Source organism: Streptomyces sp. G7(2002) (assembly GCF_028870195.1).
Taxonomy (GTDB): domain Bacteria; phylum Actinomycetota; class Actinomycetes; order Streptomycetales; family Streptomycetaceae; genus Streptomyces; species Streptomyces nigrescens.
This window is the reverse complement of sequence record NZ_CP102609.1, coordinates 5,600,681-5,616,710: the sequence shown is the minus strand read 5'-3', so window position 1 is coordinate 5,616,710 and position 16,030 is coordinate 5,600,681. Positions and strand designations below refer to the sequence as shown.

The following is a 16,030-nucleotide window of genomic DNA, read 5'->3' as shown; positions in this document are numbered from 1 at the left end:
CGTTGATGATGACAGTGATGGTGATGGTGCCCGAGGGGCCGCTCGTGCCGCCGCTCGGTGCGGTCCTGCAACGCGCACGCTAGCAAGCCTCGTTCAACTCGTACGTACCATCGACTAGGCTCCGCGCGTCGCACTTGCGACCGAATGGCACGGGTAATGACACGGGGGTGGAACCATGCCATCGCTGCGCGATTCCGGCATCGGCCCGGAAGCGGAGCATCCGGAATACGCCGGCCAATACCGCCTGGAGGCGCGGCTCGGCTCCGGCGGCATGGGCGTGGTCCATCTGGCGCGCTCGTCCTCCGGGCTGCTGCTCGCGGTCAAGGTCATCCATGCCGAATTCGCCCAGGACCCGGAGTTCCGCGGGCGGTTCCGGCAGGAGGTGGCGGCCGCGCGGCGGGTCAGCGGGGCCTTCACGGCGCCCGTCGTGGATGCCGATCCGGATGCCGAACGCCCCTGGATGGCGACCCTCCACATTCCCGGCCCGACGCTCTCCGATCATGTGAAGCGGAATGGCCCGCTGGCGGTCGACGAGGTGCGGCGGCTGGCGTCGGGGCTCGCCGAGGCGCTGCGGGACATCCATCGCGCCGGTGTGGTGCACCGCGATCTGAAGCCCGGAAATGTGCTGCTGGCCACAGATGGGCCGAAAGTCATCGACTTCGGCATCTCGCGGCCCTCCGACAGTGAAATGCGCACCGAGACCGGCAAGTTGATCGGTACGCCGCCCTTCATGGCACCCGAACAGTTCCAGCGGCCGCGTGAGGTGGGGCCGGCGGCGGATGTCTTCGCACTGGGTTCGGTGCTGGTGCATGCCGCCACCGGACGCGGCCCGTTCGACTCGGAGAGCCCGTATCTCGTCGCGTATCAGGTGGTGCACGACGAGGCCGATCTGGCGGGTGTGCCTCCGGAGTTGGTGCCGCTCGTCGAGAGCTGTCTGGCGAAGGATCCGGCGGACCGGCCGACACCGGACGCTCTGATGGAGCTGCTGCGGACGGACACACCCGCGGACGTACCGATCGGAGGCCTGCTGCCGGGCGGTGCCGTGGCAGGCGGTGCCCTGCCGGGCGGTGTCGTGCCTGGCGGTGTCGTGCCTGGCGGTGTCGTGCCTGGCGGTGTCGTGGCGGGTGACGCGGTGCCTTACGGCGCGGCCGCGGGCGAGGCGGTGACGGGTGAGGCGCTCCCCCACGGCGAAGTAGGGGGCACTTCGGCGCCCGGCCGCGTGGTGCCGCCGGCGCGGATACCGGAGCAGCGGCAGCCAGTACAGCGCCGCCCGGAGCAGCCGCAGCCGGTACGGGCCGAGGCCACCCCGTCGCGCACCGAGACCACGCACGTCCGCGCCCCCGCGCCCGTCGACCATCCCGACGGCCTCGGACTCCCCGGACTCCCCGACGATTCCGCCCGCCCCGAGCCCCCGGGACTCCCCACCGCCCCCGCCGACTCCGCCACCCCCCACCACCCTGCCCGCTCCCGCTCCGGCTCTCGCCTCCGTGCCCGCCGCTGGCCTCTCTGGGCCGCCGTCGCCCTCGTCGTCACCGGAGCCGGCACGTACGCGGGCGTCCAGGCGCTGTCCCCGGGCGGCACCGGCCAGGACCCTGCCCTGCAGACCCACCCGTCGCGCAACGGCCGCGCCGACTTCCACCCGTGGCGCACCACCCTCGTCGAGCGTCCCAAGGGCTACGACGCCGAACTGGCGCACTGCACCACCGGTTCCGGCGCCGTCTTCTGCGGTCAGCCCGGCGTACTGGCCGCCCGGCTCGACCCGGACTCCGGCCGGGTGGCATGGCGGAGCAAGGACCGCACCGCCACCGGCAAGAACGCGGCGAAGAAGGCCGTGTCCCGCACGGCACCGGTGCTCTCCGGCGGACTGCTGTACGTCTTCTCCAACGACGGCAGCCGGCTGCTGGCCCTCGACCCGTCGGCGGACGGCGAGGGCGCCACCCGCTGGAGCAAGGACGTCTCCGGGTACGAGGGCGGCGCCAAGGTCGTCGGCAACCGCATCCTGCTGGCCGCGGCGGACGGCACGGTCACCGCGCTGGACAGCACCACCCACCGGCAGCGCTGGCAGAAGCGGTTCCCGGGGCACCAGCTGCCGCTCTTCTCGTCGTTCGGCGACGCGCACACCGCCTACGCGGCCGAGGGCACCCCCGACGGGAAGGCCACCCAGGTCACCGCCATCGACCCGGCCGACGGCAAGGTCCACTGGTCTCGGCGACTGCCCGGGACGCTCGCCGTGGCCGGTTCCGGTGCGTCCGGGGCGCTCTATCTGACCGTCACCGACCCGACGCTCTCGTACCGCACCACCGCCGTCGTCCGCTACGACCCGGCCACCGGGCACAGCCGGCGCCTCAAACTGACCGCGCCGCTGGACGGTGCGTCCGCCGTGGTGCAGGGCGAGTCGGTGTATCTGCTGGCCGAGGGCGGCTCCCTGCAGGCCGTCGGCCGGCATAAGTGGGACACCGAGACCTCGGTCAGCCGGGGCTCGGCGCCGGTGGTGAGCGACGGCCGGCTGTACTTCACCGCGGCGGACGGCCGGCTCCTCGCGGTCGACGCCACATCGGGTGAACTGCTGGGACAGACCCCGCCGCGGATGTCCGGCCGCCACAACGGCTTCGTGGAGACGCTCCCGGCCCCGCGTACGGACGGCCCGGGCGGCCGGATCTATGCGGCGGCCCCGGACGGAACCGTCTTCGCGGCGGCGACGAAGGACCCGGCGGGCTGGTGACGGGAGGGCCCGCCGTCCTGGTGGCAACGGCAGGCGCAGGGCTCGCGCCGGACTCCGGGGACGGCAGCGGCCTCGGACACGGGGATGCCCTTGTCGCAGGCAGGATGCCTGCCGACATGGCACGCCGGAGAGACGTACGGGGCGCGCCCGCTCACCGGGCCGCCTGCTTGAGCACCGCGATGAGCTTGCGCGTCGTCTCCACGTTGCAGCGCCCCAACTCGACCAGGACACGCGGCGGTTCGTAGCCGTACGTCACCGGGTCGACCATCAGTGACGGCAGCACGATCCCGGTGCGCCGCAACACGGCGGCCAGCTCCTCACACACCGCTTCGGCCTCGGCCATCCCGTCCGCCGCCGCCCGTCGTTCCCTCGTCATGAGTGCCCGCTCCCGTCTGCCGTTTCCCTGCGTGAAACCCCGGAGCGCCACTACTGTGCGTGTTCCGGCCTTCACGAGAATGGCCCGGAAAAAGGGCGCGAATACCCCTTGCAGGTGGTATTTCGCCCGCACGCACCGTTAGTTCCACACCTTCCACGGAGGAGGTCGCCATGCCACCGAGGCGAGCGGTCACCGGTCGCAGCCAGGAGCCCCGCAAACGCTTCGTGGAAGAGCTGCGATTACTGCGCGCCCAGAAGGGCGACAGCCTCCGGCAGCTCGGTGACGTACTGGGGTGGGACTGGTCGCTGTTCGGCAAGATGGAGAAGGGCGAGACCCTCGGCGGCCCGGAGGTCGCACAGGCCTTGGACCAGCATTACGGGACGCCGGGGCTGCTACTGACGTTGTGGGAGTTGGCGGCGGGCGACCCTACGCAGTTCAAGGAGCGGTACCGCCGCTATATGACCTTGGAAGCGGAAGCGTTGAGCTTGTGGCACTACGCGGTGAGCGTCCTGCCCGGCACGCTTCAGACGGAGGGATACGCACACGAAGTACTCAAGGTGGGCGGCACGAAGGGCGAAGAGCTGACGCGGCAGGTCGAAGCTCGCGCAGGACGCTGCAAGTTGCTCACGGGTGAAGACGCGCCACCTTTCCGCACCATCCTGTCCGAGGCTGTGTTGCGCACGCCGCTGGACGATGCCGAGGAATGGCGAAAGCAGCTTGAGCACCTGGCGGAAGCGGCCGAGCGCCCGAACCTCACGCTTCAGGTGCTTCCTCATGGCTCCGGGCCGCATGGCTTGGTCAGCACCGATGTGATGTTCCTGCGGCTGCCGGACGGCCGCGCGGTCGCCTATACGGAGAACGCGCACCGTGGCGAACTCATCGAGGAAACAAGTTCTGTTGAGCATCTGCAACGCGCGTACGATGCGATGCGTGACCTGGCGTTGAGCCCGGCCGAATCGCGGAAGTTCGTCATGCGGATGTTGGAGGAAGTGCCGTGCGAGCCATCGACCTGAGCAACATCACCTGGCGCAAGAGCACGTACAGCAACCCGGACGGCGGCCAGTGCATCGAGGTCTCCGACGACCTCCTCACCGCCGCCACCTGGCGCAAGAGCAGCTACAGCAACCCGGACGGCGGCGCCTGCATCGAGGTGGCCGACAACTTCCCCGCCCTCGTCCCCGTACGCGACAGCAAGAACCCCCAAGGCCCCACCCTCACCTTCGAGGCCTCCGCCTGGGCAACCTTCGTCACCGCCGTGAAGAACAGCGAACTCCACGGCGCCTGACGCCTCGCGCCCCTAAGGGACCGGCCCCCGTCGCTCGCCCGCAACGGGGGCCGTCCTCTGTTACGTGCTCATCACATGGCCATTGATTAACGTTCACATAAGTCCCTGAACGTTGCCCTTAAGTGCGCCTTATCCGTGCATTCCGGCCATCGGGCCGGTTCCCGCCCGCCCCTGCCTGCGGAGACACGTACATGAAGCTCAACTTGCACCGTCTGTGGGTCTTCGAGCAGGTCGTGGAGTGCGGGGGGTTCTCCGCCGCGGCGCGGAAGCTCTATATGAGCCAGCCCTCGGTCTCCCAGCATGTGCACAAGCTGGAAGTCTCCTTGCGTACCACCCTCATCGACCGGTCCGGTCCGCGCCTGCGACTGACGGCTCAGGGCGCCGTGCTCCTCCAGTACGCCCAGCGGTTCTCGTCCCTCGCGCAGGAGACGGCGGCGGCCATCGACCAGCTATCGGGTGCCCCTTCGGGGCGCCTCGTAGTGGGCAGCACGGCCACCTACAGCAGCTATCTGCTCCTGCCGATGTTCGGCCGGTTCGCCGAGCTCTTTCCTGGTGTCGAGCGGCAGCTGAGGACCGGCAATACGACGGAGATCACCCGGCAGTTGACGGATGGAGAGGTGCGTCTGGCCGTTCTGCCCGGTGACCGGGCGGGAGTGTCACCGCATTACCGTGTGGAGCCGCTCCTGGAAGAACAGCTACTCCTTGTCGCACACCCGGGGCATCCGCTGGCCGGACACGCGGTGAGTCCGGCCGACCTCGCGCAGCAGCGCTTTCTGTTCCGGGAAGAGGGCTCCGCGACGCGCCGGGCCCAGGATGACGCCCTGGCCCTCTGGGGGCTGCCGCCCTCGCGGTGTCCTGGGGTCACGGGGAACGAGACGCTCAAGCAGGCGGCGGCCGCCGGTCTCGGTATCGCGGTGATGCCGCAGCGCTGCGTGACCCCGGAGCTGCGGGACGGGCATCTGGCGTTGCTCAGGCCCGACCCGGGGCTGCCCGCCTGCACCATCGTGCTGGCCACCGCCCGCGAGACCTCGCTCTCGCCGGCCGAGCAGGAATTCGCTTCGCTGCTCCGCACCAAGGGTGATGCATAAGTGATCGACTATGGCCGCCATACCCTGAAACGGGGTGTTTTCACAGCCGAAGTCCGTTGATGATTCGACCGTCGGCGCAAGGTGGGTCGACGGTCGAATCATCAAGGAACGAACAGGACACGGTGCTGATTGTGAACACTCTCAGATCGAGGGTTCTACGGGTGCGATTCCTGCTGATCGCATTCGCTGCGATGGCATTCACGGCCGGAATGATGTCGCCGCTGGGGGCAGTTCAGGCGCGAGCGGCGGACGGCGAGTGCACGACGGAGCTGGAGTGCCTGGTCGCCTACAGCAAGCTGGAGGCCCCCAACTGGCGGGTGCTGGACATCGGGCGCGGCTGGGGTGGTGACGGTATGGCAGCCCTCGGGAGCGCCTATGTCTACCCCAAGAACGGCAACGGCAGCGACAATCAGAGGTTCCAGTTCCGGAATACCGGCGACGGCAGCTTCCAGATGGTCGTCCGTGACAGCAAGAAGTGCGTATCGAGGGACAGCCCGATTCAGCTGCGCGAGGTGGACTGCGCCAACAACGAGGACCAGAAGTGGTATCTCCAGCCGTCACCGTCCGGCGGGTTCATGATCCGCTCGGTGAAGGATGACATGTGCCTGAATGCCAGGGGCGGGCACTCCGGACAGAATTTCGTCTACCACTCGAACCAGGTGACCACCAACACCTGCGCCCAGGGTGACCAGGCCTCCTTCTTCAGCATCCAGGACATGTCGCTCCCGGAGGAGTCGGGCCACAACACTCAGGCCATGCGGACACTCGCGGCCGAGTACGCGATGACCAAGTGCGACAAGGACAAGTCCTACTGCAAGTGGGAGACCACGCAGCAGGGCGAGGCCGTCCCCGGGAACCCGATATGCCGCGGCAATCCCGTAAAGAACTCGGGGACGGAGCCCGCGACGACCAAGTTCGTCCAGTCGGAGACCAGCATCAACTCCGAAACCGTCGGAGGGTTCATCCAGAATTCCATCGAGTCGGGCGTGGAGCTGTCGCTCGGGAAGTCGGACGTGGCCTCGCTCAAGATCTCGCAGAAGTTCAGCCGGACCTGGCAGAGCAACTATGCCCGCACCACAGGTGAGCAGAAGACCTGGTCGCAGGAGGTGACACCCACTATTCCCGCCGGCCAGTGGGCATGGCTGGAAGAGCGGCCGATGACCCGGAAACTGACCGGGAAGTTCGTCTTCGGCATGAATGACTGGGCGCAGTGGGAGTTCAGCGGCGACAGCAACAACCCGATGGTCGCCAACATCGTTCTCGGTGGCGACGGAAGCAAGAACAACTCGCTGTGGGAGATCAAGACCGGTACGACCCCGCCGGCGAGCTGCTGACAGCCACCTCGTAGCTCCCTTCAAGGGCTGTAGCCGAAAAAGCAAAGCAATGCGAAGCAAAGTGCCGGCGGTCGCATCCCGCGACCGCCGGCACCGTGCTGTGGACTGCTGTGTGCGCCCCGGCTCAGCCCAGCTTGCTCACATCGCGCACCGCGCCCTTGTCGGCGCTGGTGGCCATGGCCGCGTACGCGCGCAGGGCCTGGGAGACCTTGCGCTCGCGGCTCTTGGGGGCGTAGACGCCGCCGAGGGCCTCGCGGCGGGCCGCCAACTCCTCGTCGCTGACGAGGAGTTCGATGCCGCGGTTCGGGATGTCGATGCGGATGCGGTCGCCGTCCTCGACGAGGGCGATGGTGCCGCCGGCCGCCGCCTCGGGGGAGGCGTGGCCGATGGACAGGCCGGACGTGCCGCCGGAGAAGCGGCCGTCGGTGACCAGTGCGCAGGTCTTGCCCAGGCCGCGGCCCTTGAGGAAGGACGTCGGGTAGAGCATCTCCTGCATGCCGGGGCCGCCCTTGGGGCCCTCGTAGCGGATGACGACGACGTCGCCCTCCTTGACCTGCTTCTTCAGGATCTTGTCGACGGCCTCCTCCTGCGACTCGCAGACCACGGCGGGGCCCTCGAAGGTCCAGATGGACTCGTCGACGCCGGCGGTCTTCACGACACAGCCGTCCTCGGCGATGTTGCCCTTGAGGACCGCCAGGCCGCCGTCGACGGAGTAGGCGTGCGCCATGTCGCGGATGCAGCCGCCGGCCGCGTCCACATCGAGGGAGTCCCAGCGCTCGGACTGCGAGAAGGCGGTCGCGGAGCGCTTGCAGCCGGGGGCCGCGTGCCACAGCTCGACGGCCTCGTCGGAGGGGGAGCCGCCGCGCACGTCCCAGGTCTTGAGCCAGTCCTCGATCGAGGCGCTGTGGACGGTGTGCACGTCCTCGTTGAGCAGACCGCCGCGGTAGAGCTCACCGAGGATGGCGGGGATGCCGCCGGCGCGGTGCACGTCCTCCATGTAGTACGTGCCGCCGGGGGCGACGTTCGGGGCGACCTTCGCCAGGCAGGGCACCCGGCGGGAGACGGCGTTGATGTCGTCCAGGTCGAAGCTCAGGCCGGCTTCCTGCGCCGCGGCGAGCAGGTGCAGGATCGTGTTGGTCGAGCCGCCCATGGCGATGTCCAGGGCCATGGCGTTCTCGAAGGCGGCGCGGCTGCCGATGTTGCGCGGCAGGACGGTGTGGTCGTCCTCGTCGTAGTGCCGCTTGGTGATCTCGACGACCGTGCGGCCGGCGTTCTCGTACAGCGCCTTGCGGGCGGTGTGGGTGGCCAGCGTCGAGCCGTTGCCGGGCAGCGAGAGGCCGATGGCCTCGGTCAGGCAGTTCATCGAGTTGGCGGTGAACATGCCCGAACAGGAACCGCAGGTCGGGCAGGCGTTCTCCTCGATGCGGAGGATGTCCTCGTCGGAGATCTTGTCGTTGACGGCGTCGGAGATCGCGTCGACCAGGTCGAGGGTGCGGACGGTGCCGTCGACGAGGGTCGTCTTGCCGGACTCCATCGGGCCGCCGGAGACGAAGACGGCCGGGATGTTGAGCCGCATCGCGGCCATCAGCATGCCGGGCGTGATCTTGTCGCAGTTGGAGATGCAGATCAGCGCGTCCGCGCAGTGCGCCTCGACCATGTACTCGACGGAGTCGGCGATCAGGTCGCGGGAGGGCAGGCTGTAGAGCATGCCGCCGTGGCCCATCGCGATGCCGTCGTCGACCGCGATGGTGTTGAACTCGCGCGCGATACCGCCCGCGGCGTGGATCGCCTCGGAGACGATCCGGCCGACCGGCTGGAGGTGGGTGTGGCCGGGCACGAACTCGGTGAAGCTGTTGGCCACCGCGATGATCGGCTTGCCGAAGTCCTCGCGCGCTACGCCGGAGGCCTGCATAAGGGCTCGGGCGCCGGCCATGTTGCGGCCATGGGTAACGGTGCGGGACCTCAGATCAGGCACGATGGGTCACTCCCTCGGGATCGTCCGTACGACCGCCGGTGCCGGTACCCGGCCCCCTGGCCGCGTACCGGGCGGCGTCATATATCAGCTCCTGTCGAGATTACGCTTCTGATCCAAGATCTGGACAGCCTCTCCGGCATGTGAGACGGCTGACCGTAGTGCGGACAGCGGATCGGGGGGAGTTCTCGCAGGTCGGGGGCTTCGGCGAGCCGATGAGGCGCCTCGGGGGGTGCTTGTCAGGGCTGCGTCAGGGCTGCCAAGCAGGGCTGCGTCACGGCTGGGTCAGATACCGCTGGAGGGTCGGCGCGACCATGGCGATGATCTCCTCCGGGTCCGCGGAGGCGACCGGGTCCATCTTGATCACATAGCGCAGCACGGCGATCCCCATCAGGTGCCCGGCGGCCAGCTGCACCCGGAACTCCGGGTCGGGGACGTCCAGTTCGCCCGCGACCCGCTGGAGCATCCGCCGCTCGATGAGGCCGCGCAGCACGGCCGCGGCGGTGTCGTTGGTCAGCGCCGAGCGCATGATCGCCAGCAGCGGCTGCCGGCTGACCGGGTTCTCCCAGATGCCGAACATGAAGCGGGCCATCCGCTCGCCCACGTCCGCACCGCCGCCCGCGAGGGCGTCCGGCATGGTCAGCGCGGGCGCGAAGGTCAGCTCGATGGCCGCCGCGAAGACCTGCTCCTTGGTGCCGAAGTAGTGGTGGACCAGCGCCGCGTCCACCCCGGCCGCCTTGGCGATACCACGCACCGAGGTCTTGTCGTAGCCGCGCGCGGCGAACTCCGTACGGGCCGCGGCCAGGATGCGGTCCCGGGCGCCGGGACCGGCCTCGGCGGCGGCGCGGGCCGGGCGGCCCCGGCGGCGGGCCGGTGGGGGCGGCGTACCGGGCGCCTCGTCCCGGCCACCGGTCACGAGCCGGGGACCCGGTTCGGCGAGGCCAGATGCAGCCGGGTGAAGGCGAGCGCCTCGGCCAGGTCGGCCTCGCGTTCGGCGGCGGACATCGCCCGCCGGGTGTTGACCTCGACGACCACATGGCCGTCAAAACCGCTCGCGGCCAGCCGCTCCAGCACCGCGGCGCAGGGCTGGCTGCCGCGCCCCGGCACCAGATGCTCGTCCTTGGCGGAGCCGTTGCCGTCGGCGAGGTGGACATGCGCCAGCCGGTCGCCCATCCGCCCCACCATCTCCAGCGCGTCATTGCGCGCGGTGGCGGTGTGCGACAGATCGACGGTGAAGTGCCGGTAGTCGTCGTTGGTGGGGTCCCAGTCGGGCGCGTAGGCGAGCATCTCGCGGTCGCGGTAGCGCCACGGGTACATGTTCTCGACGGCGAATTTCACGTCCGTCTCGTGCGCCATCCGCCACACCCCGCGGACGAACTCGCGCGCATAGCTGCGCTGCCAGCGGAACGGCGGGTGCACGACCACCGTGGAGGCGCCCAGCTTCTCCGCGGCGTTGCGGGCGCGCTGCAGCTTGACCCACGGGTCGGTGGACCAGACCCGCTGGGTGATCAGCAGACACGGCGCGTGGACGGCCAGCACCGGCACGCCGTGGTAGTCCGAGAGCCGGCGCAGCGCGTCGATGTCCTGGCTGACCGGATCGGTCCACACCATGACCTCGACGCCGTCGTAGCCGAGGCGCGCGGCGATCTCGAAGGCCGTCGCCGTCGACTCCGGATACACCGAGGCCGTGGACAGCGCGACCTTCGCATCCGGGATGCGCACCACTGGCTCTGTCACGAAGGACAGCGTACGGGCCGGGGCTGTGCGCGGGGCAGGAGGTCCGGACGGCCGCGCCCCGCCGCCGGGCGCCCGTCCCCATGGGCGGGGAGGCCGGAACGGGCGCTACCGGGGCGACACGGCCGGCGGTGGCGTGACGAGACTCACGCACACCGGGCGCTGCGGACACGCCCTACGGCAAGTGGTCCAGCCGCCGCAGAATGACGCCCTCGCGCAGCGCCCACGGGCAGATCTCCAGCGTCTCGACCCCGAACAGGTCCATCGCGGCCTCGGCGACCAGCGCCCCGGCGAGCAGCTGCCGTGAGCGTCCCTCGGACACCCCGGGCAGCGCCACCCGCTCCTCCGCGGACATCGTGGCCAGCCGCGGCACCCACTCCTCCAGCTTCTTGCGGGTCAGCTCGCGCTGGACGTAGAGGCCCTCGGCGGAGCGCGCGGCGCCCGCGATCCGGGCCAGCTGCTTGAAGGTCTTGGACGTGCCGACGACCTGGTCAGGGGTGCCGTAGCGGCTGAATTCGCTCACCACCTTGGCGATCTCGGCCCGCACCCGGCGGCGCAGCGTGCGGACGTCGTCGGAGTCCGGCGGGTCGCCGGGCAGATCGCCCGCGGTCAGCCGGCCGGCGCCCAGCGGCAGCGACACCGCCACGTCCGGGTCCTCGTCGAGGCCGTAGGCGATCTCCAGCGAGCCGCCGCCGATGTCCAGCACCAGCAGCCGGCCGGCGGACCAGCCCAGCCACCGGCGGGCGGCGAGGAAGGTGAGCCGCGCCTCGTCCTCACCGGAGAGCACCTGCAGCTCGACATCGGTCTCCAGGGCGACCCGGCGCAGCACGTCCTCCCCGTTGGTGGCCTCGCGGATCGCCGACGTGGCGAACGGCAGCACGCTCTCGACGCCCTTGTCCTCGGCCACCTGCAGCGCCTCGTGGATGGTGGCCACCAGGCGCTCCACCCCGGGATCGCTTATCGCCCCGGCCCCGTCGAGGAGTTCGGCCAGGCGCAGCTCCGCCTTGTGCGAATAGGCGGGCAGCGGGCGCGCGCCCGGGTGTGCGTCCACCACCAAGAGATGGACCGTATTCGAACCCACATCGAGGACACCGAGTCTCATACGGGGAAACTTACTGGGCGCGACGTCCGCTCCTGTCGGCGCGGTCCGCACCCGTCGCTCCCCCTTACGCTGGAGTCGTGGCAAAGACGAAAAAGGCGAAGCACGAAAAAGCGCTCAAGAAGGAAGAAAAGCGGCGCGCCCAGGCGGCCGAGGGGCACCGGGCCCCGGCCGACGAGGTCGGGCTCGACTTCGCCCGCGCGTGGGTCACCTTCCCGGACCCGGGCGACGACGAGCAGCTCTTCCGCTGTGACCTGACCTGGCTGACGTCCCGCTGGACCTGCATCTTCGGCAGCGGCTGCCAGGGCATCCAGGCCGGCCGGGCGGACGACGGCTGCTGCACGCTCGGCGCGCACTTCTCGGACGACGACGACGAGAAGCGGGTGGCCGAGCATGTGGCACGGCTCACGCCCGACCTGTGGCAGTACCACGACGTGGGCACCCAGACCGGCTGGGTCGAGGAGGACGAGGACGGCGACCGCCAGACCCGGCGCTGGGAGGGCTCCTGCATCTTCCAGAACCGCCCCGGCTTCCCGGCCGGTGCGGGCTGCTCGCTGCACATCCTCGCGCTGCGCGAGGGCCGCGAGCCCCTGGAGACCAAGCCGGACGTCTGCTGGCAGCTGCCGGTCCGGCGCACCTACGACTGGATCGACCGGCCGGACGACACCCAGATCCTGCAGGTGACGATCGGCGAGTACGACCGCCGCGGCTGGGGCTCCGGCGGCCATGACCTGCACTGGTGGTGCACCTCGGCGACCTCGGCGCACGGCGCGGGCGAGCCGGTCTACGTCACCTACAAGCCCGAGCTGACCGAGCTGATGGGCAAGAAGGGCTACGCCAAGCTCGCCGAGCTGTGCGAGGAGCGGCTGGCGGCGACGCTGCCGATGGCGCCGCATCCGGCGGACCCCCGGCCCCCGAAGAAGTCGAAGAAGCCGCAGAAGCCCCAGGAGTAGGCGCACACCGGGGCCGCCGGGACCAACGGGACCGGCGGCCGCCGGGTGCGCTCAGCGGGCCGGATGCGTCGTGTTCGACGGTGTCGAGGACGGCTCCGGGCCGGTCGGCTTCGGCGTCGGACCCGTCGGCGTGGGCGTGGGCGAGGGGGACGTCGGGGTCGGCGTGGGCGTCGGCTTCGGGCCCGGCGGGGTCGGCTTCGGATGCGGGGACGTCGGACGCTGCGGGCCGGGAGCCGGGCCGGTCACACCATGGCCGTGCATCGTGACGACGGTGCCACCGGGCTCAATGGCGATCCTGGCCCGCCAGTGGCCCGCCGGCTCCCGGTCGTGGTCGATGTAGACCGTGATCGTCGTGGACTCGCCCGGCAGCAGCGTGCCCGCCGTATGACTCATCTGCAGCCAGGCCGCGCCCGCCGACGCCCGCCAGCGCACCGGGGTGCCGCCCGAGGCGCTGAGCGTGAGGACCGTGGTCCGGCCGCGGGGCTCGGCGGCGACGGTCAGCCGGCCGGGGCCCGACTCCGCCCGGCCGCCCGGCCCGCCCGGCCGCTGCGGGGTGCCGTCCGCGCTGATCACCTCGACGGACACATCGGGCGTCCCGTCGCCCGCCTTGAAGCCGGGCCCGGGCGTCGTCCTGGCGTTGCCGGCGTTCTCGTACGGGCGGCCGCCCAGCCGCGGCCCCGGCTCGGTGTCGCTGGCCGTCACCGAGGGCGAGTCGTCCGCCGCCACATCGGTGGCGGGGCCGCCCCGGTACGCCGCCCACAGGGCCAGCACCGGCGCGGCGACCACCGTGGCGACCACGGTGGTGGTCAGCGCCCGGCTGCGCAGCCGGCGCCGGCGGGCCACCCGGTCCTTCGGTGGGCCCACGGGGAATCCGCTGCGGTCATAGCGAGGAGAACCGTTTGCCCCACTCGCCCGGCCGCCGCCTCCCGCACCGGCCACCCCTTCCGCGCGGCCCGACTTGGCGCGCCGGGCCGCGGCCAGCGCGCCGAGCACGGCCTCCATGGGCGCGGTGACCAGCGGCAGGGTGCCCTGGGGCACCGGTGCGGTGCCCGGCCAGGTCCCCGGCGCTGTGGCCCGCTCCGCGGTCCGGCGGCACTCGGCGCAGTCGTCGACATGGCGCACCAGCTCGCGGCTCAGCGCCGCGCCCAGCAGCATCTGGGTGTCGCCCGCCAGCCGCGCGACCTCCCGGCAGCGGCCGGACTCGACGACGGCCAGCGCCGCCCGGGTCCGTTCGACCTCGCAGGACGCGGTGGCCAGCAGGGCGCGGGTGGCGATCGGGTCGGCGCCGAGCACCGCGGCGACCTCGTCCGCCGAGAGGTGGTGGCGCACCGAGAGCTCCAGCGCCTCGCGCTGCTCGGGGGTGGTGCCCGCGGCCTCCGGCCAGGCCAGCGCGGCGAGTTCACGCTGCCGGCGCTCGGCCTCGCGGGCCGCTCCGGGGCCCGGCTTCCCGGCGGCCGGCGCGGTCCGCTCGGCGAGCCGGCGCAGACAGGCCCAGCGGGCCAGCGCGTAGAGCCAGGAGCGGTGCAGCGCCGGGTCGGCGGGGCGGCGGCCGTGGTGCCGCTCGGCGAGCGCGAGCATCTCGCCGAGCACCGCGGTCGCGGCGTCGTGTTCGCACAGCACGGACAGGCAGTAGGTGAACAGCCCGTCCAGATGGGGCTGGTAGCCGTCGCGGCTCCCGTCCGGGGGGCGCGCGGCGTCCGGGCCGGGCCGCTCGGACGGCTGCCGCCGGTTCCGGCGCCGCGCGTCGCCGCGCGACCGGTGTGCGCCGGTGGAGTGCGTGGGGTGCTCGGGCCTGCTGCTCATCACCCCGGCGACGGTAGGCGGATGATGCAGCCCTGCTTGCTCGCGTTGGACACTTTTAACCCTTACGGGTGACCATCTCCCTCAAAAGGGGACACGAATAGCTCTTTACACGGGCGCTGCGCTCCGTATGCGCCACTCGGTCGGCGCAACCGCCGGCCGCGGGCGCCCCCGCACCGGAAGATCGGGCGCCCGCTCCGCGAGAGCTCCCGGCGGCGTTGTCAGACCCCGCCGCTACGGTGACCCCATGGCAACGCGTAAATCGTCGGGCAAGGAGCGTCCCTCCTACCGCTGCACCGAATGCGGCTGGACCACCGCGAAATGGCTCGGCCGCTGTCCCGAGTGCCAGGCATGGGGCACGGTCGAGGAGTTCGGCGGCGCCCCCGCGGTGCGCACCACCGCGCCCGGCCGCGTCACCACCGCCGCCCTGCCCATCGGCCAGGTCGACGGCAAGCAGGCCACCGCCCGCTCCACGGGCGTGCCCGAGCTGGACCGCGTCCTGGGCGGCGGGCTGGTCCCCGGCGCCGTCGCCCTGCTGGCCGGCGAGCCCGGTGTGGGCAAATCCACCCTGCTGCTGGACGTCGCCGCCAAGGCCGCCTCCGACGCCCACCGCACGCTGTATGTCACCGGCGAGGAATCCGCGAGCCAGGTACGGCTGCGCGCCGACCGCATCGGCGCCCTCGACGACCATCTGTATCTGGCCGCCGAAACCGACCTGTCCGCGGTGCTCGGCCATCTGGACACGGTCAAGCCGTCGCTGCTGATCCTCGACTCGGTGCAGACCGTCGCCTCCCCCGAGATCGAAGGGGCGCCCGGCGGTATGGCCCAGGTCCGCGAAGTGGCCGGCGCACTGATCCGGGCCTCCAAGGAACGCGGTATGGCCACCCTCCTGGTGGGCCATGTCACCAAGGACGGCGCCATCGCCGGACCGCGCCTGCTGGAGCATCTCGTCGATGTCGTCCTCCACTTCGAAGGCGACCGGCACGCCCGGCTCCGCCTGGTCCGCGGCGTCAAGAACCGCTACGGCACCACCGACGAGGTCGGCTGCTTCGAGCTGCACGACGAAGGCATCATCGGCCTCGCCGACCCCTCCGGCCTCTTCCTGACCCGCCGCGCCGAACCGGTGCCCGGCACCTGCCTGACCGTGACCCTGGAGGGCCGCCGCCCCCTGGTCGCCGAGGTCCAGGCGCTGACCGTCGACTCCCAGATCCCCTCCCCCCGGCGCACCACCTCCGGCCTGGAGACCTCCCGGGTCTCGATGATGCTCGCCGTCCTGGAACAGCGCGGCCGGATCAGCGCCCTGGGCAAACGCGACATCTACAGCGCGACGGTCGGCGGCGTGAAGCTGACCGAGCCCGCCGCGGACCTCGCCGTGGCCCTCGCACTGGCCAGCGCGGCCAGCGACACCCCCCTGCCGAAGAACCTGGTCGCCATCGGCGAAGTGGGGCTCGCGGGCGAGGTCAGACGGGTCACGGGCGTCCAGCGCCGGCTGTCCGAAGCGGCCCGCCTCGGCTTCACCCACGCCCTCGTCCCCTCCGACCCCGGCAAGATCCCCGACGGGATGCGGGTGCTGGAGGTCGCCGACGTCGGACAGGCACTCAGCGTGCTGCCCAAGCGGGTCCGCCGGGAGGCCCCACAGGAAGAGGGCGCACGCCGGTAGACTTTGC

Annotated in this window: 13 protein-coding genes; 7 read left to right on the top strand and 6 right to left on the bottom strand. The window is 71.2% G+C overall.

Annotated features, from left to right (window positions below):
• Positions 1 to 175: 175 nt before the first annotated feature.
• Complete coding sequence (locus NUT86_RS23825; protein ID WP_274737492.1) at positions 176 to 2,722, top strand: serine/threonine-protein kinase; 2,547 nt, start codon at positions 176 to 178, stop codon at positions 2,720 to 2,722.
• Positions 2,723 to 2,873: 151 nt separating this feature from the next.
• Here NUT86_RS23825 and NUT86_RS23820 read toward each other — a convergent pair whose 3' ends face one another.
• Entirely contained in the window at positions 2,874 to 3,098 is a 225-nt protein-coding gene (locus NUT86_RS23820) for a hypothetical protein (protein ID WP_239471965.1), read from the bottom strand.
• A gap of 170 nt (positions 3,099 to 3,268) precedes the next feature.
• Between NUT86_RS23820 and NUT86_RS23815 the strand changes: the two genes are divergently transcribed.
• The 4 genes from NUT86_RS23815 to NUT86_RS23800 all read left to right on the top strand — a co-directional run bounded on the left by NUT86_RS23815 (position 3,269) and on the right by NUT86_RS23800 (position 6,805).
• Complete coding sequence (locus NUT86_RS23815) at positions 3,269 to 4,111, top strand: helix-turn-helix domain-containing protein (RefSeq protein WP_159486883.1); 843 nt, start codon at positions 3,269 to 3,271, stop codon at positions 4,109 to 4,111.
• Positions 4,093 to 4,383: a DUF397 domain-containing protein gene (locus NUT86_RS23810; RefSeq protein WP_274737491.1), complete on the top strand. Its 291-nt coding sequence runs from the start codon at positions 4,093 to 4,095 to the stop codon at positions 4,381 to 4,383. The genes NUT86_RS23815 and NUT86_RS23810 overlap by 19 nt, the downstream gene beginning before the upstream one ends.
• A gap of 191 nt (positions 4,384 to 4,574) precedes the next feature.
• Positions 4,575 to 5,471: a LysR family transcriptional regulator gene (locus NUT86_RS23805; RefSeq protein ID WP_159486887.1), complete on the top strand. Its 897-nt coding sequence runs from the start codon at positions 4,575 to 4,577 to the stop codon at positions 5,469 to 5,471.
• A gap of 191 nt (positions 5,472 to 5,662) precedes the next feature.
• Positions 5,663 to 6,805 (top strand): RICIN domain-containing protein, encoded by a 1,143-nt coding sequence (locus tag NUT86_RS23800; protein WP_159486889.1) that lies wholly within the window; start codon positions 5,663 to 5,665, stop codon positions 6,803 to 6,805.
• A gap of 124 nt (positions 6,806 to 6,929) precedes the next feature.
• Here NUT86_RS23800 and ilvD read toward each other — a convergent pair whose 3' ends face one another.
• From ilvD to NUT86_RS23780, 4 genes are all read right to left on the bottom strand, one after another.
• Entirely contained in the window at positions 6,930 to 8,780 is a 1,851-nt protein-coding gene (ilvD, locus tag NUT86_RS23795; RefSeq protein ID WP_159486891.1) for a dihydroxy-acid dehydratase, read from the bottom strand.
• A gap of 271 nt (positions 8,781 to 9,051) precedes the next feature.
• The gene (locus NUT86_RS23790) at positions 9,052 to 9,693 is read right to left on the bottom strand and encodes a TetR/AcrR family transcriptional regulator (protein ID WP_266450542.1); all 642 of its coding nucleotides are present in this window, start codon (positions 9,691 to 9,693) and stop codon (positions 9,052 to 9,054) included.
• On the bottom strand, positions 9,690 to 10,514 hold the full coding sequence (locus NUT86_RS23785) for a sugar phosphate isomerase/epimerase family protein (protein WP_174876353.1): 825 nt from the start codon (positions 10,512 to 10,514) through the stop codon (positions 9,690 to 9,692). The genes NUT86_RS23790 and NUT86_RS23785 overlap by 4 nt, the downstream gene beginning before the upstream one ends.
• A gap of 172 nt (positions 10,515 to 10,686) precedes the next feature.
• Positions 10,687 to 11,613 (bottom strand): Ppx/GppA phosphatase family protein, encoded by a 927-nt coding sequence (locus NUT86_RS23780; RefSeq protein ID WP_093643680.1) that lies wholly within the window; start codon positions 11,611 to 11,613, stop codon positions 10,687 to 10,689.
• A gap of 77 nt (positions 11,614 to 11,690) precedes the next feature.
• On the opposite strand from NUT86_RS23780, the gene NUT86_RS23775 reads away from it, so the two are divergent.
• Complete coding sequence (locus tag NUT86_RS23775) at positions 11,691 to 12,563, top strand: hypothetical protein (RefSeq protein WP_266450545.1); 873 nt, start codon at positions 11,691 to 11,693, stop codon at positions 12,561 to 12,563.
• 51 nt (positions 12,564 to 12,614) lie between these two features.
• Here the strand turns inward: NUT86_RS23775 and NUT86_RS23770 are convergent, their stop codons facing one another.
• Positions 12,615 to 14,366: a BACON domain-containing protein gene (locus NUT86_RS23770; protein ID WP_159486897.1), complete on the bottom strand. Its 1,752-nt coding sequence runs from the start codon at positions 14,364 to 14,366 to the stop codon at positions 12,615 to 12,617.
• Between the two features lie 244 nt (positions 14,367 to 14,610).
• On the opposite strand from NUT86_RS23770, the gene radA reads away from it, so the two are divergent.
• Complete coding sequence (gene radA / locus NUT86_RS23765) at positions 14,611 to 16,023, top strand: DNA repair protein RadA (protein WP_018093005.1); 1,413 nt, start codon at positions 14,611 to 14,613, stop codon at positions 16,021 to 16,023.
• The last annotated feature ends 7 nt before the right edge of the window (positions 16,024 to 16,030 follow it).

Coding starts and splice junctions, on each gene's coding strand:
- NUT86_RS23825 (WP_274737492.1), top strand. CDS start 176: ATGCCATCGCTGCGCGATTCCGGCATCGGCCCGGAAGCGGAGCATCCG.
- NUT86_RS23805 (WP_159486887.1), top strand. CDS start 4,575: ATGAAGCTCAACTTGCACCGTCTGTGGGTCTTCGAGCAGGTCGTGGAG.
- NUT86_RS23780 (WP_093643680.1), bottom strand. CDS start 11,613: ATGAGACTCGGTGTCCTCGATGTGGGTTCGAATACGGTCCATCTCTTG.
- NUT86_RS23800 (WP_159486889.1), top strand. CDS start 5,663: ATGGCATTCACGGCCGGAATGATGTCGCCGCTGGGGGCAGTTCAGGCG.
- NUT86_RS23820 (WP_239471965.1), bottom strand. CDS start 3,098: ATGACGAGGGAACGACGGGCGGCGGCGGACGGGATGGCCGAGGCCGAA.
- NUT86_RS23770 (WP_159486897.1), bottom strand. CDS start 14,366: ATGAGCAGCAGGCCCGAGCACCCCACGCACTCCACCGGCGCACACCGG.
- NUT86_RS23815 (WP_159486883.1), top strand. CDS start 3,269: ATGCCACCGAGGCGAGCGGTCACCGGTCGCAGCCAGGAGCCCCGCAAA.
- radA (WP_018093005.1), top strand. CDS start 14,611: ATGGCAACGCGTAAATCGTCGGGCAAGGAGCGTCCCTCCTACCGCTGC.